The organism is Variovorax sp. FG153 (genome assembly GCF_057809595.1).
The window spans coordinates 132,729-157,042 of record NZ_JBMDKG010000008.1; the positions used below are offsets into that span (position 1 = coordinate 132,729).

The window sequence follows — 24,314 nt, forward strand, 5'->3', positions numbered from 1 at the left end:
CGGCGGCGTCCGGATGATCCGGGGACAGCGGGCGTCCGCTTTCCGGACACCGCGTCACTCGAGCCCGTACTGCGTCAGCTTGCGATAGAGCAGTTGGCGGTGGATGCCGAGCCGGCGCGCGGCCTCGGCCCGGTTGCCTTGCGCCTGCGCGAGCGCATGCGCGATCAGCAGCCGCTCCAGCCTTTCGACGGCCACCGGCAGTTCGGCCTCGAGCCAGTCCGCGGGCAGCGCCGGCGCGGCATCGGTGGCCGGCGCGGCACCCAGCGCGGCGGCCAGGTCGGCCTCGCCGATCACGCGGTGCCGCACCAGCGCCTGGCAGCGCTCCATCGCATTGCGCAGCTCGCGCACGTTGCCGGGCCAGGGATGGCCGAGCAGGCGGCGGGCGGCCTCGGCCGACAGCGACTTCGGCGGCTCGGTCGCATCGCGCGGGACCGCGCGGCGCAGGAAGTGCTCGGCCAGCGGGATGATGTCGGCCAGCCGCTCGCGCAGCGGCGGCAGGCGGATCGACAGCACGTCGAGCCGGTACAGCAGGTCCTCGCGGAAGCGCCCCTCGCGCACGGCCGCGCGCAGGTCGCGGTGGGTCGCTGCGACCACGCGCACGTCGACCTTCACCGTGCGGTGCCCGCCCAGCGGCGTCACTTCGCCCTCCTGCAGCGCGCGCAGCATCTTGGCCTGCACGTCGAGCGCCATGTCGCCGATCTCGTCGAGCAGCAGCACGCCGCCGTCGGCCGCGCGAAAGCACCCGGGCCGCTCGCCGGTGGCGCCCGTGAAGGCGCCGCGCACATGGCCGAACAGCTCGCTCTCGAGCAGCTCCTTCGGGATGGCCGAGCAGTTGATGGCCACGAAGGGCCCGCCGGCGCGCGCCGAATGGCGGTGCAGCGCGCGCGCCACCATCTCCTTGCCGGTGCCCGTCTCGCCGAGCACCAGCACCGGCATCGCGCTGGCGGCGGCCAGGCCGATGCGCTTGTGCACCTCGCGCATGGCTTCGCTCGGCCCGATCAGTTCGGCGTCGTCCGCGTCGTCGGGTGCGGCCGAGGGCGCGGTCGCCGTGCGCTGCTGCAGCGCGCGCTCGAGCACCTCGCGCACCGCCTCGCGGCCGATCGGCTTGGCCAGGTGGTCGAAGGCACCCAGGCGCATCGCCTCGATGGTGTTGCCCGCGCTCGCGAACGCGGTCAGCACGATCACCGGCGGCAGCCGGCCCGCGCGGGCGCGCAGCGCCGAGAGCGTCTGCAGGCCGTCCATGCCGGGCATGCGGTGGTCGAGGAACACGGCGTCGAAGCGCGTGCGCGCGAGCGCATCGAGGGCCTCGGCGCCGCCGGCCACGGCCGTCACGCCATGGCCCAGGCCCTCGAGGGTTTCGGCCAGCGTGTCGCGGAAAGCGTCGTCGTCGTCGACGATCAGGAGGTGCGCCATGGAAGCTCCAGTTCGAAACGGGTGCCCGGCGCCAGCGGCAGGTGGCGCAGCTCGCCGCCATGCGCCAGCGCCACCTCGCGCGCCAGCGCCAGGCCCAGGCCGGTGCCGTCGGCGCGACCGGTGGCGAAGGGCTCGAACAGGCTGGCCTGCAGCGATTCGGGCACGCCCGCGCCGTCGTCGTCGACGCGCAGCGCCAGCGTGCGCGCATCGGGTTGCACCGCCGCGAGCACGACCTCGCCGCCGCGCGGCGCATGGCGCACGGCGTTGTCGAGCAGGTTGTCGATGGCGCGCGCCAGGTGCACGGGGTCGAACACGGCGCTGTCGGGCGCCTCGTGCCGCAGTACGAGCCGCACGCCCGCGGCCTCGGCCTTCGGCGCCACGGCCGCCAGCCGCTCCTCGAGCCAGCGCGCGAGCGGCACCGGCACCGGGGTCAGCGTCACGGGCTGCACCAGCGCCAGCAGGCTCTGCACCAGTCCGTCGAGCCGGTCGATCTGGCCGACGATGGCCTGCAGCGCCGGGCCCTGCCGTTCGGGCGAGGCGGCCAGCGCGTTCTCGGCCTTCAGCCGCATGGTGGCGATGGGGTTGCGGATCTCGTGCGCGATGCCGCCCGTCATGCGGCCCAGCGCGGCCAGCCGCTGGTCGCGGCTGCGCTGCTGCGCGGCCGCGCGCAGGTGGGCGCGCGCCTCCTCGAAGCGCAGCCGGTAGCGGTTGAAGCCGTCGACGATGCGGTCGAGCTCGCGCACGCCGGTGCGCGGCAGCTCGGGCATGGCGTCGCCATCGGCGTCGGCCCGCGCCAGCCGGCTCTCGAGGCGCTGCACGTGGCGCAGCCCGCGCAGCAGGATCGAGCCCAGCCACAGGCCCGAGGCCAGCACCAGCAACAGCAGCACGCCGAGCCCGGTGCGCAGGCTGTCCTGGGCCGCGAGCGCGCCGCCGTTGGTGCGCGTCATGGTCCAGGCGGCGAGGTCGTCGGCCGGCGCCGGGAGCGGGCAGGCCGAGACGATCAGCGCCTCGCGGCTGCCGCGCACCACGTCGGTCTGCGGCTGGCGGGTGCGCGCCGCGAGCTGCGCCAGCTGGGCGATCAGCGGCTGCTCGGCCGCGGGCACGTCGCGCTTGACGCCGCTGCCCTCGTAGGTCGGGTAGGCATAGGCCAGCGGGCCGTCGACCGCATGCCAGACGCCGCCCTCGACATGCGGCGCCTCGATCAGCACCAGTTGCAGCAGCACGCGCAGCAGGTCGAGTTCGGGCCGCGGCGGGGCGGGCGTGGCGATCGACCTGGCGTAGCGCGTCGCGATCGCGCGGCAGGACTGCTCGGTGGCGGCGCGTCCGGCCGCCACCTGGGCGCCCGCGCTGCTGCGGTAGAGCGTGAACATCACGACCGCGAGCGCCGCGCACATGCCGAGCAGCAGCACCCAGAAGAAGACCAGTTGACCGCGCAGCGATTTCATCTGCCGCGATCCTGCCCGGTCTTCACGGCGCGGCGCGTCAGCCGCGGACGCGTTCTCTCAGCTCGCGCTTGAGCACCTTGCCGATCGCGCTGCGCGGCAGTTCGTCGATCAGCTCCAGGCCCGCGAGCCGCTGCGTCTTGCCGAGCTGGGCGTTGGCCCACTGCAGCAGCGCCTCGGCATCGGTGGCATCGCCCTCGCGGCGCACCACGAAGGCCACCGGTGTCTCGCCCCATTGCTCGGACGGCACACCGACCACCGCCACGTCGGCCACGGCCGCATGGCCGCGCAGCACCGCCTCGAGGTCGCTCGGGTAGATGTTGAAGCCGCCGCTGATGATCATGTCCTTCTTGCGGTCGAACAGCGTGAGGAAGCCGTCGGCGTCGAAGCGGCCCACGTCGCCGGTGCGGATGAAGCGCTTGCCCGTCGCGTCGAACCACTCGGCCTCGCGCGTCTTCTCGGGCTGGCGGTGGTAGCCGGTCATCATGCCGGCCGAGTGGCCGACCACCTCGCCGGCCACCTCGGTGTCGCCGGCCGGCAGCTCGCGGCCTTCCTCGTCGATCAGCCGGATGTCGCTGCCCGGCGCCGGCTGGCCCACGGTGTGCAGCTTGGTCGGATGCAGGTGGGCCTCGAGGATGCAGGTGCCGCCGCCCTCGGTCATGCCGTAGAACTCGATCAGCCCGCCGGGCCAGCGCGCGAGCACGTCGGCCTTGAGCGCGGCATTGAAGGGCGCGCTGGTGCTGAACTTGAAGCGGTAGGCCGAGAGGTCGTGCGCGTCGAAGCGTGGATGCGCCATCAGCCGCTGGTACTGCACCGGCACCAGCATGGTGTGGGTCACGCGGTGCCGTTCGGCCAGCTGCAGGTAGCCGAGCGCGTCGAACTTCGGCATCAGCACCACGCAGCCGCCGAAGGCCAGCGTGGGGAAGAACACGACCAGCGTGGTGTTGGAATAGAGCGGCGTCGACAGCAGCGTGACGGTGTGGCTGTCGTACTCGTACTTGGCACCGCGCTGCACGTGGGCCCAGCGCATGCCGTGGCCCTGCACGATGCCCTTGGGTTCGCCCGTGGTGCCCGAGGAATAGATGATGTTGAAGGCCGTGCCGGGCTGCACGTCGGCGGGCTCGGGCGTGGCGCCTTCGGGCGCGAGCCAGTCGACCAGCGAGCGGCCGATGGCCGAACCGTCGAGCGCCACGCGCGCGATGCCGCCGGGCTGCGCCGGGCCGATCACCTCGGCCGCGCCCGCGTCGGCGAAGAGGATGCGCGCATCGGCGTCCGAGATCATGCGCGCCAGGCTGGCCGGCGTGGAGCCCGGGGCCAGCGGCGCCACCGCCACGCCCGCGCGCAGCGCGCCCAGGAACACGGCCGCGTAGTTCACCGACGAGGCGGCGCAGACCGCGATCGCGTCGCCGGCGCGCAGGCCGTCGCGCTGCAGGCTGGCGGCGATGCGGTCCATCAGCGCGTCGAGCGCGCGGTAGTCGAGTTGCTGCGCGGCATCGGCGAGCGCGGGCCGCTCGGGGGTGTTGTGCGCGTGGAAGCGGATCAGGTCGGCGATCACGCCGAAGTCGCGTTCCATCAGGGCCTGAAAGGAAGCGTCGGAAGAAGCGGAAGCGGGTTGCTGCAAGGTCGGTCCTCGGTCGTTGCCGGTCGTGCAGGATAGCGAAGATGCCCCGCGCCCGGTGAGCCCGAGGCGACGGGCCGCGCCATGAAAAAAGCGGCCCGGAGGCCGCTCGTTGCAGGGGCTCGCGCGGCTCAGACGCCGGCCGCGTGCGCCTGCTGGTCCGCGTGGTAGCTCGAGCGCACCATCGCGCCCACGGCCGCGTGCGTGAAGCCCATCTTGTAGGCCTCTTCCTCGAACATCTTGAAGGTGTCGGGATGCACGTAGCGGCGCACCGGCAGGTGCGAGCCCGACGGCGACAGGTACTGGCCGATGGTCAGCATGTCGATGTCGTGCGCGCGCATGTCGCGCATCACTTGGAGGATCTCCTCGTCGGTCTCGCCGAGGCCGACCATGATGCCGCTCTTGGTCGGCACGTCGGGGTGCAGCGCCTTGAACTTCTTCAGCAGGTTGAGGCTGAACTGGTAGTCGCTGCCCGGGCGCGCTTCCTTGTACAGGCGCGGCGCGGTCTCGAGGTTGTGGTTCATCACGTCGGGCGGCGCGGCCTTGAGGATCTCGAGCGCGCGGTCGTCGCGGCCGCGGAAGTCGGGCACCAGGATCTCGATCTGCGTCATCGGCGAGAGCTCGCGGATGTTCCTGATGCAGTCGACGAAGTGCTGGCTGCCGCCGTCGCGCAGGTCGTCGCGGTCGACGCTGGTGATCACCACGTACTTCAGGCGCAGCTTGGCGATGGTCTTCGCGAGGTTGAGCGGCTCGTCCTTGTCGAGCGGATCGGGGCGGCCATGGCCCACGTCGCAGAAGGGGCAGCGCCGCGTGCACTTGTCGCCCATGATCATGAAGGTGGCGGTGCCGTTGCCGAAGCATTCGCCGATGTTGGGGCACGAAGCCTCTTCGCAGACCGTGTGCAGGTTGCTCTCGCGCAGGATCTGCTTGATCTCGTAGAAGCGCGTGGTGGGGCTGCCGGCCTTGACGCGGATCCACTCGGGCTTCTTGAGCACCTCGCCCTGCTGGATCACCTTGACGGGGATGCGCGAGAGCTTGGCCGCGGCCTTCTGCTTGGCCAGCGGGTTGTAGGTTTCGGCGCTCTGGGCGTCGCGGACGACTTCGGTGGTGCTCATTGGAGTTCTCGTCAAGGCGCCAGGAAAGTACCGAGCTTGCGGCCCAGCACGGCGGCGGCTTCTTCCCATGTGGATTGGACGCCGATTGTAGAAAGGTCGACCGTTTGCAGCCCGGCGTAGCCGCAAGGGTTGATTCGCGAGAAGGGTTCGAGGTCCATCGCGACGTTGAGCGCCACGCCGTGGTAGGTGGCGTGGCGGCTGACCTTGATGCCCAGCGCGGCGATCTTGCCGAGGCCGCGGAACGGGTCGTGCGCGGGCCGCGGGCCGGTGAGGGCGGCGTGCGAGAACGGGTCGTCCAGGCGCACGTAGATGCCGGGCGCGCCCGCCACGCGGTGGCCGGTGACGCCGAAATGCGCCAGCGTGCGCAGCACCGCCTCCTCGAGCCGGTAGACGTATTCCTTGACGAAGTAGCCCGCGCGGCGCAGGTCGATCAGCGGATAGGCCACCACCTGGCCCGGGCCGTGGAAGGTGACCTGTCCGCCGCGGTCGGTCTGCACCACGGGGATCTCGCCGGGGTTGAGGATGTGGTCCTGGCGGCCCGCGATGCCCTGCGTGAAGACCGGTGCGTGCTCGCAAATCCATAGCGCATCGGGCGTGTCGGGCGTGCGTTCCAGCGTGAACTGCTTCATCGCGGCGAAGGTGGCGGCGTAGTCGACGCGGCCTTGCCGGTCGAGGGCGATGGGGGGCGCTGCGGTGTCGGTGCTCATCGTGGGGGCTGCCGCTCGGGCAGGGTGCGGGTCTCGCCGATGGCGAGCGTGAAGAAGTCGTCGGCGGCCACGCCCTGGGCCCGGCGCGCGGCGGCGAGGTCGCGCGGCGGCTGGTCGAGCGCCTCGTCGGTCAGCGCGAAGGTGCCCCAGTGCACGCCCAGGCTGCGCCTGGCGCCGAGTTCGCGGTGGATGCGCACGCTCTCCTCGGGATTCACGTGCTGGTCCTTCATGAACCAGCGCGGCTCGTAGGCGCCCACGGGCAGCAGCGCGAGGTCGAAGCCGCCGCCCTGGCTCGGGCCCTGGCGCGGCGCGAAGCGGGCCTGGATGTCGGCGAAGTCGCGCGAGTAGCCGGTGTCGCCCGAATAGAAGAGCTGCAGCTTCGGCGACAGCACGGCGAAGCCGCCCCACAGCGTCTTCAGGCGGTCGCCGAGGCCGCGCGCGCTCCAGTGCTGGGCGGGCGTGAGGAAGACCTGGGTGGCGTCCGTCGCGGCCGCGAGGCCCGCGCCGTTGCGCTGGATGCGCGCCTGCGAAGCCCGCGGCGGGGCGCTGCCGGCGCCCGTGCCGGCCGGCAGCTCGAGGCTGTCCCACCAGTCGAGCTCGACCGCGTTGGCGATGCCGCGCTCGGCCAGCCAGGGCGCGATGCCCAGCGGCACCACGAACAGCGGCGATCCGCCGGCCTGCGCCGCGAGCGCCTTCACGCTGGCCTCGTCGAGGTGGTCGTAGTGGTTGTGGCTGATCAGCACCAGGTCGATGCGCGGCAGCTCGGCCAACGCCAGGCCCGGCGGCTGGAAGCGCTTCGGGCCCGCGAAGGACACCGGCGAGGCGCGTTCGCCGAACACCGGGTCGGTCAGCACCTGGAGGCCGCCGGTCGCGGTCGGCAGCTGCACCAGCACGGTGGCATGGCCGATGAAGGTGGCGGTAGGGCGCATCGGCTGCGCCGTGGCGTTGGCGCGCAGCAGCGCGAGGTCGGGCTTCACTACCGGTGGCGGCGCCTCGGGCGCCTTCGGCAGGCCCTTGAACCAGGACGGGATCTGCCAGCGCACCAGCACGTCGATGAAGAAGTTCTTGGGCTGGAACTCGACGTAGTTGTCCTGGAAGCCGTCGGGCCGGTGGTGCGGGCGGCTCGCGTCGTAGTAGGGAGTGGGGGCGGTGGAGCAGGCCACCGCCAGGCCGCCCGCGCACAGCGCGGCCGCGAGGTGCCGCCAGCGTGTCAGCGCGGAACGCGGCATCGCTCGCCCGTGCTCAGAGCACGACCTTGACCATCGGGTGCGAGGACAGGGCGCGGTAGAGGTCGTCGAGCTGCTCGCGGCTGGTAGCGGTCACGGTGATCGTCACGCCGAGGTAGTTGCCGGCCTTGCTGTCGCGCAGCTCGACGGTGGTGGCGTCGAACGTCGGGTCGAAGCGCTCGGCGATCTGGGTGATCGCGTGCACGAAGCCGTCGACCTTCGCGCCCATCACCTTGATCGGGAACTGCGAGGGGTACTCGATCAGCGAATCCTTGCGCGGATCGGTGACGGCGTCGGTGGCGGGCGTGTCGGGACGTTCGGTGCTCATGCGGATACTCCTCGTGGCGGCTGCTGCGCCTGTGCGTTGCGTCGCTTGGCCTCCTGGTAGGCCGCGTACAAGCTCTGGTAGATGGGGCCGGGTCGGCCATTGCCAATGGGCCGGTCGTCGAGCTGCGTCACGGGCAGCACCTCCTTGGTGGCCGAGGAGATCATCAGCTCGTCGGCCGCGAACACCTCGTCGCGCGCGATGCGCCGCAGCACGAACGGGATGCCGCGCTCGGCGCACAGGCGCTCGAGCAGGCCGTAGCGGATGCCGGTCAGCACGAGGTTGTCGCGCGGCGGGCCGTACACGGTGCCGTCCTTGACCACCCAGACGTTGCTCGAGGCGGCCTCGCTGAGCCATTCGTCGCGGAACATCACGGTCTCGGTCGCGCCCGCGTCGACGCCGATCTGGCGCGCGATCACCGCGCCCAGCAGGCTGGTGCTCTTGATGTGCGCCTTGGCCCAGCGGAACTCGTCGGCCGTCACGCATTTCACGCCGTTGGTGCGCGCCGCCACATTCGGCAGGGTGAGCCGGTTGACCATCGCGAAGACGGTGGGCGCGATGCCCTGGACCATGGCGTGGTCGCGCGGCGCGACCCCGCGCGTGACCTGGATGTAGACTGAAACGGTCGCCTCTTCCGTGGCCGAGTCCACGAGCCGCTGCGCCAGGGCGCGCCAGCCCTCGCGGTCGTGCGGGTTCGGGATGCGCACCTCGGCGAGCGAACGCTCGAGCCGGGCCAGGTGCTCGTCGAGGCAGAACAGGTGGCCGTCGTAGGCCGGGATCACTTCGTAGATGCCGTCGCCGAAGATGAAGCCGCGATCGAGGACGCTGATCTTCGCGTCGCGCAGCGGGAGGTATTCGCCATCGAGGTGGCACAGGGTGGCGGGCAGGGCTTGCATGGCGCAAATTATGAGCGCCGTCCCCAATGTGTCGCTTGTGCGCCCAAGATGTCCGGATCGGGGCGGGTTTGTCCTTATAATCAGAGGCTTTGTAGAATTCTCGGCTGGCGAGGGGTCGCATTCCAAATGACAACCAGAACCCCGGAAGCCCACGTGGAGGCCGAAGAAGATGATTTCAAGCCGCTGACGCCCGAAGAGGCACGGCGGTTGCGCGAGAAAAATCCCGGACTGTCGCCCTGGTGGGTGATCGGGGCCCAGGTGGCCTTGGGATTGATCGTGGCGGGGGTGGCATGGATGTGGACTGGACGGCCTTCGGCTGCCGTGTCGGCGCTCTACGGGGCGATCGCGGTGGCCGTTCCGGCGGCACTGTTCGTTCGAGGCGTACGGCGCGGAACGGGTGCAGTGTCACAGTCGGCTGCCATGCTGAGGTTTTTTGTGTGGGAGTCGATCAAGATCGTGCTGACCGTGGCCATGCTGGTCGCGGCGCCCTGGCTGATCGGCGGGCTGAACTGGCTGGCGCTGGTCGCCGGCGTGATCGCCGCCCTGAAGACGTACTGGATCGCGCTCATGGTGCGGCCCAGGTTGTTGAACCGGATTTGATGTTTAAGAAGAGACGCTGAAGATGGCCGCCGAAGGACACGCACCGACTGCGAGTGAGTACATCGTTCACCACCTCCAGCATTGGCAGGTCGACTGGAATCTCAATCCCGTGGTGCAGAAGTCGATCGTCGACTTCAACATCATCAACCTCGACTCGATCCTGTATGCGCTGGTCATCGGCGCGCTGGGCTGCTTCGTGCTGTGGCTCGCCGCGCGCAAGGCCACGCCGGGCGTGCCGGGCCGCTTCCAGGCCGCGGTCGAGATCCTGGTCGAGATGGTGGACAACCAGGCCAAGGCCAACATCCACAACGCCAAGAGCCGCAAGTTCATCGCGCCGCTCGCGCTCACGGTGTTCGTCTGGATCTTCCTGCTCAACGCCATGGACATGCTGCCGGTGGATCTGCTGCCGGCCATCTGGGCGAAGCTGCACGAGGTCGCCGGCCACGATCCGCACCACGCGTACATGCGCGTCGTGCCCACGGCCGACCTGTCCACCACGCTGGGCCTGTCGACCTCCGTGCTGCTGCTGTGCCTGATCTACAGCGTCAAGATCAAGGGCGCCGGCGGCTGGGCGCACGAACTGGTGACCGCGCCGTTCGGCACCAGCAAGAACCCCGCGTTTGCCGTGATCCTCGGCATCATCAACCTGCTCATGCAGATCATCGAGTACGTGGCCAAGACCGTGTCGCATGGCATGCGGCTGTTCGGCAACATGTACGCGGGCGAACTCGTTTTCATGCTGATCGCGCTCATGGGTGGTGCGATGGCTGCGTCGTTCTCGGGAGTGCTGTTGCCAGTGGGCCACGTCATTGCCGGTACTGTCTGGGCGATCTTCCACATTCTGGTGATCACGCTCCAGGCATTCATTTTCATGATGCTGACGCTCATTTATCTGGGCCAGGCTCATGAGGCCCACTGAGGCTCGGTTCCCTTTCGTTCTTTTTCTTTTGCATTCATCCAGTTAAATCTAAGGAGTCATCATGGAAGCATCCAACGTTCTCGGTCTCGTTGCCCTCGCCTGTGGTCTGATCGTCGGTCTCGGCGCTATCGGTGCATCGATCGGTATCGCCCTGATGGGTGGCAAGTTCCTGGAATCGTCGGCCCGTCAGCCCGAGCTGATGAACGACCTGCAGACCAAGATGTTCATCTTGGCCGGTCTGATCGACGCGGCCTTCCTGATCGGCGTGGCCATCGCCCTGCTGTTCGCGTTCGCCAACCCCTTCCTGTCCGCCCTGCCGAAGTAATCCGGTTTCAACGCCACTCTAGAAAGGTGTTGCCGTGAGTATCAACGCGACCCTGTTCGTTCAGGCCATCGTCTTCCTGCTGCTCGTGCTGTTCACGATGAGATTCGTGTGGCCGCCGATCGCGAAGGCTTTGGATGACCGGGCACAAAAGATCGCCGCGGGCCTGGCGGCCGCCGACAAGGCCAAGGCCGAACTGCAGTCCGCCAACCAGCGCGTCGAGCAGGAACTGTCGGCGTCTCGCACCGAGACCGCCAGCCGTCTTGCCGACGCCGAGCGCCGCGCCCAGCAGATCATCGAAGAAGCCAAGGGCCGTGCGAACGAAGAGGCCAGCAAGATCGTCGCGGCTGCCCGCGACGAGGCCGAGCAGCAGACCGTGCGCGCCCGCGAAGCCCTGCGCGAGCAGGTCGCCGCGCTGGCCGTCAAGGGTGCCGAGCAGATCCTCCGCAAGGAAGTCGATGCCGGCGTCCATGCCGACCTGCTCCAGCGCCTGAAGACCGAGCTCTGAGGACGACATGGCCGAACTCGCGACCATTGCCCGTCCCTACGCTGAAGCGCTGTTCCAGGCCAGTGCCGGCAACCTCGACGCCACCGCCGGCTGGATCGACCAGCTGGCCGCCGTCGTCGGGAACCCGCAGCTGATGCAGTTCGCGGCCAATCCCAAGGTCGCGCCCGAGCAGGTCGTCGGCCTGGTCGCCGGCCTGTTGTCCCAGCCGCTGCCGGATCTCGGCACGAACTTCCTTCGCACCGTCCTCGACAACGGCCGCCTCGCGGCCGTTCCCGAGGTGGCGGTCCAGTTCCGTGCCCTCAAGAACGCCAGCAGCGGTTCGTCCGATGCGGTGATCTACAGCGCCTTCCCGATCGAAGGCGCCGCGCTGCAGGACATCGAGGCGGCGCTCGTGCGCCGCTTCGGTCGCAAGCTCAAGACGAGCGTCGCGATCGATCCCGAGCTGATCGGCGGCATCCGTGCCGTGGTCGGCGACGAGGTGCTCGACATGTCCGTCAAGGCCCGGCTCGAACAAATGAAAGCAGCGCTCACCGCCTGAGGCGGTCTGTCGCCGCGGTAAGCCCTATTTATTGAAAGAAGGAAAGAGTCATGCAACTCAATCCCGCAGAAATTTCCGAGCTGATCAAGAGCCGCATCGAAGGGCTTGGCGTCAGCGCAGACATCCGTAACCAGGGCACCGTGGTGTCGGTGACCGACGGCATCGTGCGCGTGCACGGCCTGTCGGACGCGATGCAGGGCGAAATGCTCGAGTTCCCGCCCACGGCCGACGGCGTCCCGTCGTACGGCCTGGCGCTGAACCTCGAGCGCGATTCCGTCGGCGCCGTGATTCTGGGCGAGTACGAGCACATCTCGGAAGGCGACACCGTCAAGTGCACGGGCCGCATCCTGGAAGTGCCGGTGGGCCCCGAGCTCATCGGCCGCGTGGTCAACGCGCTGGGCCAGCCGATCGACGGCAAGGGTCCGATCAACGCGAAGATGACCGACGTGATCGAGAAGGTCGCGCCGGGCGTGATCGCACGGAAGTCCGTCGACCAGCCGATGCAGACCGGCCTCAAGTCGATCGACTCGATGGTGCCCGTCGGCCGTGGCCAGCGCGAGCTGATCATCGGCGACCGCCAGACCGGCAAGACCGCCGTGGCGATCGACGCGATCATCAACCAGAAGGGTCAGAACATGACCTGCGTCTACGTCGCGATCGGCCAGAAGGCTTCGTCGATCAAGAACGTGGTGCGCGCTCTCGAACAAGCCGGCGCGATGGACTACACCATCGTGGTGGCCGCATCGGCGTCGGAATCGGCCGCCATGCAGTACGTGTCGGCCTACTCGGGCTGCACGATGGGCGAATACTTCCGCGACCGCGGCCAGGACGCCCTGATCGTCTATGACGACCTGTCGAAGCAGGCCGTGGCCTACCGCCAGGTGTCGCTGCTGCTGCGCCGCCCGCCGGGCCGCGAAGCCTACCCCGGCGACGTGTTCTATCTCCACAGCCGCCTGCTCGAGCGTGCGGCCCGCGTGAACGCCGACTACGTCGAAGCCTTCACCAAGGGTGAAGTCAAGGGCAAGACCGGTTCGCTGACCGCGCTGCCGATCATCGAAACGCAGGCCGGCGACGTGTCCGCCTTCGTTCCGACCAACGTGATCTCGATCACCGACGGCCAGATCTTCCTCGAGACCAACCTGTTCAACGCCGGTATCCGTCCCGCCATCAACGCCGGTATCTCGGTGTCGCGCGTGGGTTCGTCGGCACAGACCAAGGCGATCAAGGGCCTGTCGGGCGGTATCCGTACCGACCTCGCGCAGTACCGTGAACTGGCTGCGTTCGCGCAGTTCGCTTCCGACCTCGACGAAGCCACCCGCAAGCAGCTCGACCGCGGTGCCCGCGTGACCGAACTGCTGAAGCAGGCCCAGTACAGCCCGCTGTCCATCTCGCTGATGAGCGCGTCGCTGTTCGCGGTCAACAAGGGCTTCATGGACGATCTCGACGTCAAGAAGGTCCTGGCCTTCGAGCACGGCCTGCACCAGTTCCTCAAGACCAGCCACGCGGCCCTGCTCGACAAGGTCGAACAGGCCAAGGCGATCGACAAGGACTCGGAAGCCGAACTGCACGCGGCGATCACCTCGTTCAAGAAGTCGTTCGCCTGATCGACCCCCAAAGGAATCCTCATGGCAGCTGGTAAGGAAATCCGCGGCAAGATCAAATCGGTGGAGAACACCAAGAAGATCACCAAGGCCATGGAAATGGTGGCCGCGTCGAAGATGCGCAAGGCGCAGGAACGCATGCGCGCCGCCCGCCCCTACAGCGAGAAGATCCGCAACATCGCGGCCAACCTCGGCCAGGCGAATCCGGAGTACACGCACGCGTTCATGAAGGAGAACGAGGCCAAGGCCGCGGGCTTCATCGTCGTCACGACCGACAAGGGTCTGTGCGGCGGCATGAACACCAACGTGCTGCGCGCCGTCACCGCCAAGCTGCGCGAGCAGCAGTCGGCCGGCAACGCGGTCGAGGCGGTCGCCATCGGCAACAAGGGCCTGGGCTTCCTCAACCGGATCGGCGCCCGCGTGGTGTCGCATGTCACCCAGCTGGGCGACACGCCGCACCTCGACAAGCTGATCGGCCCGGTCAAGGTCCTGCTCGACGCGTACGCCGAGGGCAAGCTGAGCGCCGTGTACCTGTGCTACACGAAGTTCATCAACACGATGCGCCAGGAATCGGTGGTCGAGCAACTGCTGCCGCTCGCTTCCGAGACGCTGCAGGTCGAGAGCGGCCAGCACGCCTGGGACTACATCTACGAGCCCGATGCGCAGAGCGTCATCGACGAGCTGCTGGTGCGCTACGTGGAATCGCTGGTCTACCAGGCCGTGGCCGAGAACATGGCGTCCGAGCAGTCGGCGCGCATGGTCGCGATGAAGGCCGCCACCGACAACGCGGGCAACGTGATCAGCGAGCTGAAGCTGGTCTACAACAAGACCCGCCAGGCCGGCATCACGAAGGAGCTTTCGGAAATCGTGTCGGGCGCGGCCGCGGCGGCGGGCGTCTGATCGAGGCAATGCACAGGGCCACATTGCCCACGGGTTCGCACGCGGACCGGTGACAACGGCCCAGCTCATAAGAAGGGGACCCGACTCAATGAAGAAACTTCTCGCCCTGGTAGCCGTGGCTGCCGCTCTGACCGCCTGTTCCAAGAAGGAAGAGGCACCGGCACCCGCGCCCGCTCCGGCGGCCGCACCGGCTCCGGCGCCTGCTCCCGCTGCATCGGCTCCCGCCGCGGCACCGGCAGCGCCCGCTTCGGCACCGGCCGCAGCAGCACCGACGGCTTCGGCCGCCGACCTGCCGCAAGAGTGCAACGACTACCTGACGAAGGTCAGCGCCTGCGTCGCCTCGCAAAGCGGTGCCGCCGCCGACGCGATGAAGGCCAGCCTCGACCAGACCAAGGCGACCTGGGCTTCGATGGGCGCCGACAAGGCCGCCCTGGGCCAGGCCTGCAAGGCTGCGTCGGACGCTTTCGCCGCGCAAGCCACGGCGATGAAGTGCTGAGCACGGCGAGCGCAGAGATCCGAACGCATCGTCATTGACCTCGAGGATGCCGGCCCGGCCGGCATTCTTGCAAAAGCGGCCCGCATTGGCACCAGGACGCTTCTGCAAGAACCTGTCGCAAATTTATTGAGAATCCATCCAGAAGGAAACGCCATGGCTGAAGGAAAAATTGTCCAATGTATCGGCGCCGTGGTCGACGTGGAGTTCCCGCGTGACCAGATGCCCAAGGTGTACGACGCCTTGAAGTTCGAAGGCAGCGCGCTGACCCTCGAAGTGCAACAACAGCTCGGTGATGGCGTGGTGCGCACGATTGCGCTGGGCTCGTCGGACGGCCTGCGCCGCGGCCTCGTCGTGACCAACACCGGCGCACCCATCACGGTGCCGGTCGGCAAGGCCACCCTCGGCCGCATCATGGACGTGCTGGGCGCGCCCATCGACGAGCGCGGTCCCGTCAGCCAGGAGCTGACCGCCCCCATCCACCGCAAGGCCCCCGCGTACGACGAACTGTCGCCCTCGCAGGACCTGCTGGAAACCGGCATCAAGGTGATCGACCTGGTGTGCCCGTTCGCCAAGGGCGGCAAGGTGGGCCTGTTCGGCGGCGCCGGCGTGGGCAAGACCGTGAACATGATGGAACTCATCAACAACATCGCGAAGGCCCACTCGGGTCTGTCGGTGTTCGCCGGCGTGGGTGAACGTACCCGCGAAGGCAACGACTTCTATCATGAAATGTCGGACGCCAAGGTGGTGGACCTCGACGACCTGCCGAACTCGAAGGTGTCGATGGTCTACGGCCAGATGAACGAACCCCCGGGCAACCGTCTGCGCGTGGCGCTGACCGGCCTGACCATCGCCGAGTCGTTCCGCGACGAAGGCCGCGACGTTCTGTTCTTCGTCGACAACATCTACCGCTACACGCTGGCCGGTACCGAAGTGTCGGCACTGCTGGGCCGCATGCCTTCCGCCGTGGGCTACCAGCCGACGCTGGCCGAGGAAATGGGCCGCCTGCAGGAACGCATCACCTCGACCAAGGTCGGCTCGATCACCTCGATCCAGGCCGTGTACGTTCCCGCCGACGACTTGACCGACCCGTCGCCCGCCACCACCTTCGCCCACCTGGACTCGACCGTGGTGCTGTCGCGCGACATCGCTTCGCTCGGTATCTACCCCGCCGTGGACCCGCTGGACTCGACCTCGCGCCAGCTCGACCCGAACGTAGTCGGCGAAGAGCACTACAACGTGGCCCGCGCCGTGCAAGGCACGCTGCAGCGCTACAAGGAACTGCGCGACATCATCGCGATCCTGGGCATGGACGAACTGGCGCCCGACGACAAGCTCGCCGTGGCCCGCGCCCGCAAGATCCAGCGTTTCCTGTCGCAGCCCTTCCACGTGGCCGAAGTGTTCACGGGCTCGCCCGGCAAGTACGTGCCGCTGTCGGAAACCATCCGCGGCTTCAAGATGATCGTGAACGGCGAAGCCGACCACCTGCCGGAACAGGCGTTCTACATGGTGGGCAGCATCGACGAAGCGTTCGAGAAGGCCAAGAAGGTCGCTTAAGAAGGAATCACCATGGCAGGCACCATTCATGTGGACGTGGTCAGCGCGGAAGAGTCGATCTTCTCGGGCGAAGCCAGGTTCGTCGCGCTGCCCGGTGAAGCCGGTGAGCTCGGCATCTATCCGCGCCACACCCCGCTGATCACGCGCATCCGCCCCGGCGCCGTGCGCATCGAAACGGCCGACGGCAACGAGGAGTTCGTCTTCGTCGCCGGCGGCATTCTCGAAGTGCAGCCGAACGCCGTGACCGTGCTGTCGGACACCGCGATCCGCGGCAAGGACCTCGACGACGAGAAGGCCAACCAGGCCAAGGCCGCCGCCGAGGAAGCGCTGAAGAACGCCAAGAGCGACATCGACATCGCGATGGCGCAATCGGAACTGGCCGTGATGGCCGCGCAGATCGCAGCGCTGCGCAAGTACCGCCAGAAGAAGTAAGCCCGCGCGCTTGCTCATCGCAAAAGCCGCCCCTCGAGGCGGCTTTTTTTCGTCCCGGCCCGGGGCGGAGCGGGTCCGTCAAGATCGAATCGAGCCATCTTCGATCCGAATATGGTCGAAGTTCAGCCTTGCCCGGCTGAAGCCGGCCTCCTAGTATTCGCCTTCGCCCGCCGGCCTCGATGCCGCCGGGTCCCGACAAAGAACCGGAGACAAGCGCGCGTGGCACCCTGGAGCGGCATCACTGCGGACGAAATGCGTTTGCTGGAGACCACCTTCTGGTCGGCCGGCGGTTCGCGCCATGCCATGGCCGAGGAGCTCGGCTTCTCCAAGAGCAAGGCCAATGCGCTCATCGCCGGGCTGCTCGAACAGGGCCTGCTGGCCGAAGCAGGCCTGCAGCGCTCATCGGGCGGGCGCCGCCCCGAAAACCTCCAGCTCCATGCCGACCTCGGCGTGCTCGTGGGCGTCGACATCGGCGCCACCAGCCTCGGCGTCGCCGTGCTGCAGCCCGACCTCACGGTGCTCGCGCAGCACGAGGAAGCGGCCGACGTACGCGACGGCCCCGCGGTCGTGCTGGCGCGCGTGCGTGCGCTGATGCGCGAACTGCTGGGCCGCTGCGGCCGCACGGCGCGCGACGTGTTCGGCATCGGCATCGGCGTGCCCGGACCGGTCAACTTCGAGATCGGCCAGCTCGTCAATCCGCCGCTGATGCCGGCCTGGGACAGCTTCTCGATCCGCGACTACCTGCGCGAGGACTATGCCGCGCCGGTGTTCGTCGACAACGACGTCAACCTGATGGCGCTCGGCGAGCTCTGGCGCCTCAAGCGCTCGCTCTCGAACTTCCTCGTCATCAAGATCGGTACCGGCATCGGCTGCGGCATCGTCTGCCACGGCGAGGTCTACCGCGGCGCCGCCGGTTCGGCCGGCGATGTGGGCCACATCTGCGTCGACCAGGAAGGGCCGCGCTGCCACTGCGGCAACCTGGGCTGCGTCGAGGCGATGGCGGCCGGTCCCGCGATCACGCGCATGGCGGTGCAGGCGGCCGAGGCCGGCGAGAGCGCCGTGCTGGCCGAGGTGCTGCGCAGCCAGGGCCGCATCGAGGCACTCGACGTGGGCCAGGCCAGCCGCGCCGGCGATCCCGCAGCCAACGCCATCGTGCAGCGCGCGGGCAACCTCATCGGCCAGATGCTGGCTTCGGTCGTCAACTTCTTCAATCCGTCGCATGTGTTCATCGGCGGCGGCATCACGCGCATCGGCCCGCTGTTCCTCGCGGCCGTGCGGCAAAGCGTCTACCAGCGCTCGCTCGCGCTGTCGACGCGCCACCTCGAGATCCAGTACACGCCGCTGGCCGCGCAGGGCGGCCTGATCGGCGCCGGCGTGCTCGCGATGCAGCAGAGCCTCAAGGCGAGGGGGATCGCGCCATGAGCGAAGCGCAGAGCAAGACCAGCGTGGCCGTCGAATTCGACGACGTGCGGAAATCCTTCGGCCCGGTGCAGGTGCTGCACGGCGTGAGCTTCGCGCTCGCGCCCGGCAAGGTCTACGGCCTGCTCGGCGAGAACGGCGCGGGCAAGTCCACGCTGATGAAGATCCTCTCGGGCTACGAAGGCCTCACGGGCGGCGCGCTGCGCATCAACGGCCAGCCGCAGCAGTTCGCCGGCTCGCGCGATGCCGAGGCGCTGGGCATCGTGCTGATCCACCAGGAGTTCAACCTCGCCGAGGACCTGAGCATCGCGCAGAACATCTTCCTCGGCCACGAGAAGAAGAAGGGCCTGTTCCTCGACGACGCCGCGATGGAGCGCGAGGCCGCCGCCGCGCTGGCCGCAGTGGGGCTGCAGGCCGACCCGCGCACCAAGGTGCGCCGGCTCATCGTGGCCGAGAAGCAGCTGGTGGAGATCGCCAAGGCCATCGCGCGCCGCGCGCGCCTCCTGGTGATGGACGAGCCCACCGCCACGCTCACGCCCGGCGAGACCGAGCGCCTGTTCAAGCTGATCGCGCAGCTGCGTGCCGACGGCGTGACCATCGTCTACATCTCGCACAAGCTCGACGAGGTCGAGCGCGTGACCGACGAGGTGATCGTGATGCGCGACGGGCGCTTCGTCGCGCGCTCGCCCACGGCCGAGGTCACGCGCCAGCAGATGGCCAACCTGATGGTGGGCCGCGAGCTGGCCGACCTCTATCCGCCGCGCGACCCGGTGTCGGCGGCGCAGGCGCCCGCGATGCGCGTGCAGGGCTTCAGCGTGCCCGGCTGGGCACGGGACGCGAGCTTCGAGGTGCGCCCCGGCGAGATCCTCGGCTTCGCGGGCCTGGTCGGCGCCGGCCGCACCGAGCTGTTCGAAGGCCTGCTGGGCCTGCGGCCCGCCGCCGGCAGCGTCGAGATGCTCGGGCGCGCGGTGCCCCACGGCAAGGGCTGGCGCAGCCCGCGCGATGCCGCCAGGCACGGCCTCACCTACCTGAGCGAGGACCGCAAGGGCAAGGGCCTGCACGTGCACTTCGGCCTGCGCCAGAACCTCACGCTGATGGCGCTCGAGCGCTACGCCACGCCCTGGCTCAAGCCCGAGGCCGAGCGCGGCGCGCTGGCCGAGGCGGTCAAGGACTACGGCATCCGCGCCGGCTCGCTCGAGGTCAGGGCCTCGTCGCTGTCGGGCGGCAACCAGCAGAAGCTCGCGCTCGCCAAGGTGCTGCAGCCGCGCCCGCGCGTGGTGGTGCTCGACGAGCCCACGCGCGGCGTCGACGTGGGCGCCAAGCGCGACATCTACTTCCTGGTCCAGCGCCTGGCGCGCGAGGGCCTGGCCGTGATCGTCATCTCGTCCGAGCTCATGGAACTGATCGGCCTGTGCCACCGCGTCGCGGTGATGCGCGCGGGCCGGCTGGTCGCCACGCTCGACGCCGACCACCTGAGCGAAGAAGCGCTCATCGCCCACGCCACCGGCGCGCACTGAGCCACGACCCACACCCGGCCCCCATGAACAACAGCCCCGAACCCACCGCCGACACCCACCGCGCCCAGCCCAAGGCGCGCTGGACCGAGCACCTGCACGGCCTCGGCCCCGTCATCGGCCTGGTGCTGCTGTGCATCGCAGGCACCCTGCTCAACGGCGACTTCGCCACCGTCGACAACGCGATGAACGTGCTCACGCGCACCGCCTTCATCGGCATCATCGCGGTCGGCATGTGCTTCGTGATCATCTCCGGCGGCATCGACCTGTCGGTGGGCTCGATGGCCGCGCTGATCGCGGGCAGCGTCATCATGTTCATCAACTGGGCCGGCCCCGCCACCGGCTCGCCGCTGATGGCGGTGATGCTCGGCGCCGTGCTCGCGGTGGTGCTGGGCGCGCTGTTCGGCCTCGCGCACGGCCTGCTCATCACCAAGGGCCGCATCGAGCCCTTCATCGTCACGCTGGGCACGCTCGGCATCTTCCGCGCCTACCTCACCTACTTCGCCGACGGCGGCGCGCTCACGCTCGACAACGAGCTGTCGGACCTCTACGCGCCGGTCTACTACGCGAGCCTCGCGGGCATCCCGGTGCCGGTGTGGGTGTTCGTCATCGTCGCCATCGTCGGCGGCGTGATCCTCAACCGCACCGCCTACGGCCGCTACGTGCAGGCCATCGGCTCCAACGAACAGGTGGCACGCTACGCCGCGGTCGACGTCGACCGCGTGAAGATCCTGACCTACGTGCTGCTCGGCGTGTGCGTGGGCATCGCCACGCTGCTGTACGTGCCGCGCCTGGGCTCGGCCTCGCCGACCACGGGCCTCTTGTGGGAGCTCGAGGCGATCGCCGCGGTGATCGTCGGCGGCACCGCGCTCAAGGGCGGCGCGGGCAGCATCACCGGCACCGTGGTGGGCGCGATCCTGCTCTCGGTCATCAGCAACATCCTGAACCTCACCAGCATCATCAGCGTGTACCTGAATGCCGCGGTGCAGGGCTTCGTGATCATCATCGTGGCCTTCCTCCAGCGAGGAAAGCGATGACGCCGTTGGGCGTGGCCACACCTGGTTCCTTCCCGTTCCGTTCCATCCACCAAGAGGAGACATCAGCATGACCCGTTTCACCCGACGCATCGCGCTCACGGCCGTGGCCGCCGCGGCATTCGCCAGCCTGCCCGCGCTCGCCGCGGACAAGGTCAACCTCGGCGTTTCGATCCCCGCCGCCACCCACAGCTTCATGGGCGGCATCAACTACTGGGCCAACCAGGCGAAGAAGGATCTCGAGAAGGAACACAAGGACCTGAAGATCACGATCAAGACCGCCGCCAACGCGCCCGAGCAGGCCAACCAGCTGCAGGACCTGTCGACGGTCACCAAGATCAACGCGCTGGTCGTGTTCCCGTTCGAATCGGCCGCGCTGACCAAGCCGGTCGCGCAGGTCAAGGCCAAGGGCGCCTACGTCACCGTGGTCGACCGCGGCCTGACCGACACCAGCGCGCAGGACGCCTACGTGGCCGGCGACAACACCGCCTTCGGCCGCATCCCGGCCGAGTACATCGTCAAGCAGCTCGGCGGCAAGGGCAACGTGGTGGCATTGCGCGGCATCGCGACCACGCTCGACAACGAGCGCATGGACGCCTTCAACGCGGTGCTCAAGAACAGCCCCGACGTGAAGCTGCTCGACGCCAAGTACGCCAACTGGAACCGCGACGACGCCTTCAAGGTCACGCAGGACTACCTCACGCGCTTCAAGCAGATCGACGCCATCTGGGCCGCCGACGACGACATGGCCGTGGGCGTGCTCAAGGCGATCGAACAAGCCAAGCGCGACGACATCAGAATCGTGTTCGGCGGCGCCGGCGCCAAGGGCATGGTCAAGACCATCATGGACGGCAAGGACAAGCGCATCACGGCCGACGTGAGCTACTCGCCCAAGTTCATCTACGACGCCATCAAGCTCACGGCCGAGGCGCGCCTGAAGGGCGAGAAGCTGCCCGCGACCACGATCATCCCGTCGGTGCTGATCACCAAGGACAACGCCAAGGACTTCTACCACCCGAACTCGCCGTTCTGAACGGGATCGGCCGGCCGGCCGATCGCTTCGCTCCCTCTCCCCGCGGGGAGGGGGAACCCCGTCTCTGGAACCTCAAGGAGTTGGATGACCGACACCCCCCATCGCAAGCTGCGCTACGCCATGGTCGGCGGCGGCCGCGATGCCTTCATCGGCGGCGTGCACCGCAAGGCGATCGCGCTCGACGGCCAGATCGAACTCGTGGCCGGCGCGCTGTCCTCCGATCCCGTCAAGGCGCGCGCCTCGGGCGCCGACCTCGGCCTGGCCGACGCGCGCAACCATGGCGACTGGCAGGCCCTGCTGGCCGATGAACTGAAGCGGCCCGCCGGCGAGCGCATCGACTTCGTCTCGATCGTCACGCCCAACCACGTGCACTACCCGGTGGCGCGGGCTTTCGTCGAGGCCGGCTTCCACGTGGTGTGCGACAAGCCGCTGGTCCACACGCGCGAGCAGGCCGATGCGCTGGTCGCCAGCGTGGCGGCACAGGGCACGGTCTTCGGCGTCACCTACAACTACACCGGGTACCCCATGGTGCGGCAGGCGCGCGCGATGATCCGCGCGGGCGAGCTCGGCACGCTGCGCAAGGTGGTCGTGGAATACAACCAGGGCTGGCTCGCGAGCCAGCTCGAGGGCACCGGCAACAAGCAGGCCGACTGGCGCACCGACCCCGCGCGCAGCGGCGCGGCCGGCGCGATCGGCGACATCGGCTCGCATGCCGAGAACCTCGTCGCCACGCTGACCGGCCTCGAGATCGAGAGCCTGTGCGCCGACCTCACGGCGCACGTGGCCGGCCGCCAGCTCGACGACGACGGCAGCCTGTTGCTGCGCTACCAGGGCGGCGCGCGCGGCGTGCTCATCGCCTCGCAGATCAGCACCGGCCTCGAGAACGACCTGCGCGTGCGCATCGCGGGCACCCTGGGCACGCTCGAGTGGCACCAGGAACAGCCGAGCCGGCTGCTGCACCTGCCGCACGACGGGCCGCTGCGCGTGCTCACGCGCGGCGCCCCCTGGCTGCACGAGTCGGCGCGCCGCGCGAGCCGCCTGCCCGCGGGCCATCCCGAGGGCTTCATCGAGGCCTTCGCCAACGTCTACGCGGGCGTCGCCGCCGACATCCGCGCGCGCCTCGAAGGCCGGCGCGCCGATCCGCTGGACGCCGACTATCCGCGCGTGGAGGATGGGGCGCGCGGCGTGCGCTTCATCGAACGCACGGTGGCCTCGGCGCGAAGCGATTTAAAGTGGACGCCCTGGTGATGCCGCGGCCCCGCACCCGCGGGGCCCGCGCGCATCGCCTCCGGCGCCCATGACCTCCTTCCCCGACTCCAAGCCCTTAGCAACGCCAACGCCCTGGGCCCGCGCCCTGGGCCGCCGCGCGCTCGCGCTGTGGCCGCTCAAGCTGATCGGCAACACCCTCGCCACCATCGGCTTCTTCCCGCTGTACTTCTGGGTCATGCGGCATTCGGGCGAGGCCTGGGTGCTGCCGCTCACGCCGATCGACCGGCTCGTCGCCTTCTGGCCCGCGCTGCTGCCGGTGTACCTGTCGCTGTGGCTCTACATCGCGCTGCCGGTGCTGTTCTCGCGCGACCGGCGCGAACTCACGGCGTTCTCGTTGGCCTGCGCGCTGATGACGACCATCGCGCTCGTCGTGTTCTGGTGCCTGCCGACGGCGATCCCCAACTTCACCATCGACACCAGTCCCGGCACCACGCTGCACTTCCTCAAGACCAAGGACTCGGCGGGCAATGCCTTTCCCTCGCTGCATGTCTCGTTCTCGGTGTTCGCCTGCGTGCTGCTTGCGCGCCAGCTGCGCAGCGTGGGCGCGCCCGCCTGGCTGCGCGGCCTCAACCTCGCGTGGGCCGCGGGCATCGTCTACTCGACCATGGCGGTGCGCCAGCACGTGCTGATCGACGTGGGCGGCGGCTTCGTGCTGGGCGTGGTGTTCGGGCTGGCCACGCGCGTGCGCGCGGCGGCGAGCGGCACGAGCGGCATCGCCGGGGCCGGCCGCGCGGCGTAGACCGATCGCGGTATTCCGCGTCGCGGGGGCGCCCTGTACAAACCGGGGCATCGTCGAGCCTTCGACACGCCGCGCCCGGAGCCGCCCCATGAAGACCCTTCCCCTCGTCCTGGCCTTCCTCGCCGCCTGCGCCGCCTGCGCCGCGGTGCTGCCCTGCACCGTGCTCGCCGGGCCCGCGGTGGCGATCGACTATCCGGCGCGCAAGCCCGGCCTGTGGGAGATGCGCAGCGACGACGGCAGCGGCGCGAAGGAGGGCAGCCACACCATGCAGCAGTGCATCGACGCGGCCACCGACAAGGCCCTGCGCGAGATGGGCCAGGGCATGGGCCGCAGCATGTGCTCGAAGCAGGACCTGCGCGCCGAGGGCGGCAAGCTGGTGATCGACTCGGTCTGCAAGATCGGCAGCACCACCGCCACCTCGCGCGCCGTGATGAGCGGCGACTTCGGCTCCGCCTACCGCGTGGAGAGCAAGTCGAGCTACAGCCCGCCGCTGATGGGCCGCAGCGAAGGCATGGCCGTCGTCGAGGCGAAGTGGGTCGGCCCCTGCAAGGCCGGCCAGAAGCCCGGCGACATGGTGATGGCCAACGGCATGAAGATGAACGTGCTCGAGATGACGGCCGCGCGCCGCGGCAAGCAACCCTGAGCACCCGGGACAGGCGCGCCGGGTAGGCGCCGGCCCACGGCGCCTCGCGGC

25 protein-coding genes are annotated in these 24,314 nt (G+C 69.1%); 17 read left to right on the forward strand and 8 right to left on the reverse strand.

Features of this window, described 5'->3' with window-relative positions:
• Positions 1 to 54: 54 nt before the first annotated feature.
• The 8 genes from ACODT0_RS12285 to ACODT0_RS12320 all read right to left on the reverse strand — a co-directional run bounded on the left by ACODT0_RS12285 (position 55) and on the right by ACODT0_RS12320 (position 8,742).
• On the reverse strand, positions 55 to 1,413 hold the full coding sequence (locus ACODT0_RS12285; protein ID WP_261215546.1) for a sigma-54-dependent transcriptional regulator: 1,359 nt from the start codon (positions 1,411 to 1,413) through the stop codon (positions 55 to 57).
• On the reverse strand, positions 1,398 to 2,858 hold the full coding sequence (locus ACODT0_RS12290) for a sensor histidine kinase (RefSeq protein ID WP_489041390.1): 1,461 nt from the start codon (positions 2,856 to 2,858) through the stop codon (positions 1,398 to 1,400). The genes ACODT0_RS12285 and ACODT0_RS12290 overlap by 16 nt, the downstream gene beginning before the upstream one ends.
• 37 nt (positions 2,859 to 2,895) lie before the next feature.
• The gene (locus ACODT0_RS12295; protein ID WP_489041423.1) at positions 2,896 to 4,428 is read right to left on the reverse strand and encodes a class I adenylate-forming enzyme family protein; all 1,533 of its coding nucleotides are present in this window, start codon (positions 4,426 to 4,428) and stop codon (positions 2,896 to 2,898) included.
• Positions 4,429 to 4,604: 176 nt separating this feature from the next.
• Complete coding sequence (lipA, locus tag ACODT0_RS12300; protein ID WP_489041391.1) at positions 4,605 to 5,588, reverse strand: lipoyl synthase; 984 nt, start codon at positions 5,586 to 5,588, stop codon at positions 4,605 to 4,607.
• Between the two features lie 11 nt (positions 5,589 to 5,599).
• Positions 5,600 to 6,295 carry a lipoyl(octanoyl) transferase LipB gene (lipB, locus tag ACODT0_RS12305; protein ID WP_489041392.1) on the reverse strand — a complete coding sequence of 232 codons (696 nt, stop codon included), beginning with the start codon at positions 6,293 to 6,295 and terminating at the stop codon, positions 5,600 to 5,602.
• A complete protein-coding gene (locus ACODT0_RS12310; RefSeq protein WP_489041393.1) occupies positions 6,292 to 7,524 on the reverse strand; it encodes an MBL fold metallo-hydrolase in 1,233 nt (410 codons plus the stop codon). Before ACODT0_RS12310 ends, lipB begins: the two co-directional genes overlap by 4 nt.
• Before the next feature lie 13 nt (positions 7,525 to 7,537).
• Positions 7,538 to 7,849, reverse strand: coding sequence for a YbeD family protein (locus ACODT0_RS12315; RefSeq protein ID WP_489041394.1), 312 nt, complete (start codon positions 7,847 to 7,849; stop codon positions 7,538 to 7,540).
• A complete protein-coding gene (locus ACODT0_RS12320) occupies positions 7,846 to 8,742 on the reverse strand; it encodes a D-amino acid aminotransferase (RefSeq protein ID WP_489041395.1) in 897 nt (298 codons plus the stop codon). Before ACODT0_RS12320 ends, ACODT0_RS12315 begins: the two co-directional genes overlap by 4 nt.
• Positions 8,743 to 8,868: 126 nt before the next feature.
• Here ACODT0_RS12320 and ACODT0_RS12325 point away from each other — a divergent pair, with 126 nt between their 5' ends.
• From ACODT0_RS12325 to ACODT0_RS12405, 17 genes are all read left to right on the forward strand, one after another.
• The gene (locus tag ACODT0_RS12325) at positions 8,869 to 9,342 is read left to right on the forward strand and encodes an ATP synthase subunit I (protein WP_057593984.1); all 474 of its coding nucleotides are present in this window, start codon (positions 8,869 to 8,871) and stop codon (positions 9,340 to 9,342) included.
• A gap of 22 nt (positions 9,343 to 9,364) precedes the next feature.
• Complete coding sequence (gene atpB / locus ACODT0_RS12330) at positions 9,365 to 10,261, forward strand: F0F1 ATP synthase subunit A (RefSeq protein WP_057593983.1); 897 nt, start codon at positions 9,365 to 9,367, stop codon at positions 10,259 to 10,261.
• A 61-nt stretch (positions 10,262 to 10,322) separates the two neighbouring features.
• Entirely contained in the window at positions 10,323 to 10,586 is a 264-nt protein-coding gene (gene atpE / locus ACODT0_RS12335) for a F0F1 ATP synthase subunit C (protein ID WP_057593982.1), read from the forward strand.
• Between the two features lie 34 nt (positions 10,587 to 10,620).
• Positions 10,621 to 11,091 carry a F0F1 ATP synthase subunit B gene (locus ACODT0_RS12340; protein ID WP_057593981.1) on the forward strand — a complete coding sequence of 157 codons (471 nt, stop codon included), beginning with the start codon at positions 10,621 to 10,623 and terminating at the stop codon, positions 11,089 to 11,091.
• Between the two features lie 7 nt (positions 11,092 to 11,098).
• Complete coding sequence (locus tag ACODT0_RS12345; protein ID WP_057593980.1) at positions 11,099 to 11,629, forward strand: F0F1 ATP synthase subunit delta; 531 nt, start codon at positions 11,099 to 11,101, stop codon at positions 11,627 to 11,629.
• 50 nt (positions 11,630 to 11,679) lie between these two features.
• The gene (gene atpA / locus ACODT0_RS12350; RefSeq protein WP_057593979.1) at positions 11,680 to 13,233 is read left to right on the forward strand and encodes a F0F1 ATP synthase subunit alpha; all 1,554 of its coding nucleotides are present in this window, start codon (positions 11,680 to 11,682) and stop codon (positions 13,231 to 13,233) included.
• Between the two features lie 21 nt (positions 13,234 to 13,254).
• Positions 13,255 to 14,130, forward strand: a complete 876-nt coding sequence (gene atpG, locus ACODT0_RS12355; RefSeq protein WP_057593978.1) for a F0F1 ATP synthase subunit gamma — start codon at positions 13,255 to 13,257, stop codon at positions 14,128 to 14,130.
• An 88-nt stretch (positions 14,131 to 14,218) separates the two neighbouring features.
• The gene (locus ACODT0_RS12360; RefSeq protein WP_057593977.1) at positions 14,219 to 14,626 is read left to right on the forward strand and encodes a hypothetical protein; all 408 of its coding nucleotides are present in this window, start codon (positions 14,219 to 14,221) and stop codon (positions 14,624 to 14,626) included.
• 153 nt (positions 14,627 to 14,779) lie between these two features.
• A complete protein-coding gene (gene atpD, locus ACODT0_RS12365; RefSeq protein WP_057593976.1) occupies positions 14,780 to 16,180 on the forward strand; it encodes a F0F1 ATP synthase subunit beta in 1,401 nt (466 codons plus the stop codon).
• A 12-nt stretch (positions 16,181 to 16,192) separates the two neighbouring features.
• On the forward strand, positions 16,193 to 16,612 hold the full coding sequence (locus ACODT0_RS12370) for a F0F1 ATP synthase subunit epsilon (RefSeq protein ID WP_057593975.1): 420 nt from the start codon (positions 16,193 to 16,195) through the stop codon (positions 16,610 to 16,612).
• 252 nt (positions 16,613 to 16,864) lie between these two features.
• The gene (locus ACODT0_RS12375) at positions 16,865 to 18,034 is read left to right on the forward strand and encodes an ROK family protein (protein WP_057593974.1); all 1,170 of its coding nucleotides are present in this window, start codon (positions 16,865 to 16,867) and stop codon (positions 18,032 to 18,034) included.
• Positions 18,031 to 19,548, forward strand: coding sequence for a sugar ABC transporter ATP-binding protein (locus ACODT0_RS12380; RefSeq protein WP_489041396.1), 1,518 nt, complete (start codon positions 18,031 to 18,033; stop codon positions 19,546 to 19,548). Before ACODT0_RS12375 ends, ACODT0_RS12380 begins: the two co-directional genes overlap by 4 nt.
• Before the next feature lie 23 nt (positions 19,549 to 19,571).
• Positions 19,572 to 20,582 (forward strand): ABC transporter permease, encoded by a 1,011-nt coding sequence (locus ACODT0_RS12385; protein ID WP_057593972.1) that lies wholly within the window; start codon positions 19,572 to 19,574, stop codon positions 20,580 to 20,582.
• A gap of 67 nt (positions 20,583 to 20,649) precedes the next feature.
• A complete protein-coding gene (locus ACODT0_RS12390) occupies positions 20,650 to 21,612 on the forward strand; it encodes a substrate-binding domain-containing protein (RefSeq protein ID WP_057593971.1) in 963 nt (320 codons plus the stop codon).
• An 84-nt stretch (positions 21,613 to 21,696) separates the two neighbouring features.
• Entirely contained in the window at positions 21,697 to 22,860 is a 1,164-nt protein-coding gene (locus ACODT0_RS12395) for a Gfo/Idh/MocA family protein (RefSeq protein ID WP_489041397.1), read from the forward strand.
• A 49-nt stretch (positions 22,861 to 22,909) separates the two neighbouring features.
• Complete coding sequence (locus ACODT0_RS12400; RefSeq protein ID WP_489041398.1) at positions 22,910 to 23,620, forward strand: phosphatase PAP2 family protein; 711 nt, start codon at positions 22,910 to 22,912, stop codon at positions 23,618 to 23,620.
• 88 nt (positions 23,621 to 23,708) lie between these two features.
• Positions 23,709 to 24,263, forward strand: a complete 555-nt coding sequence (locus ACODT0_RS12405; RefSeq protein WP_489041399.1) for a DUF3617 domain-containing protein — start codon at positions 23,709 to 23,711, stop codon at positions 24,261 to 24,263.
• The last annotated feature ends 51 nt before the right edge of the window (positions 24,264 to 24,314 follow it).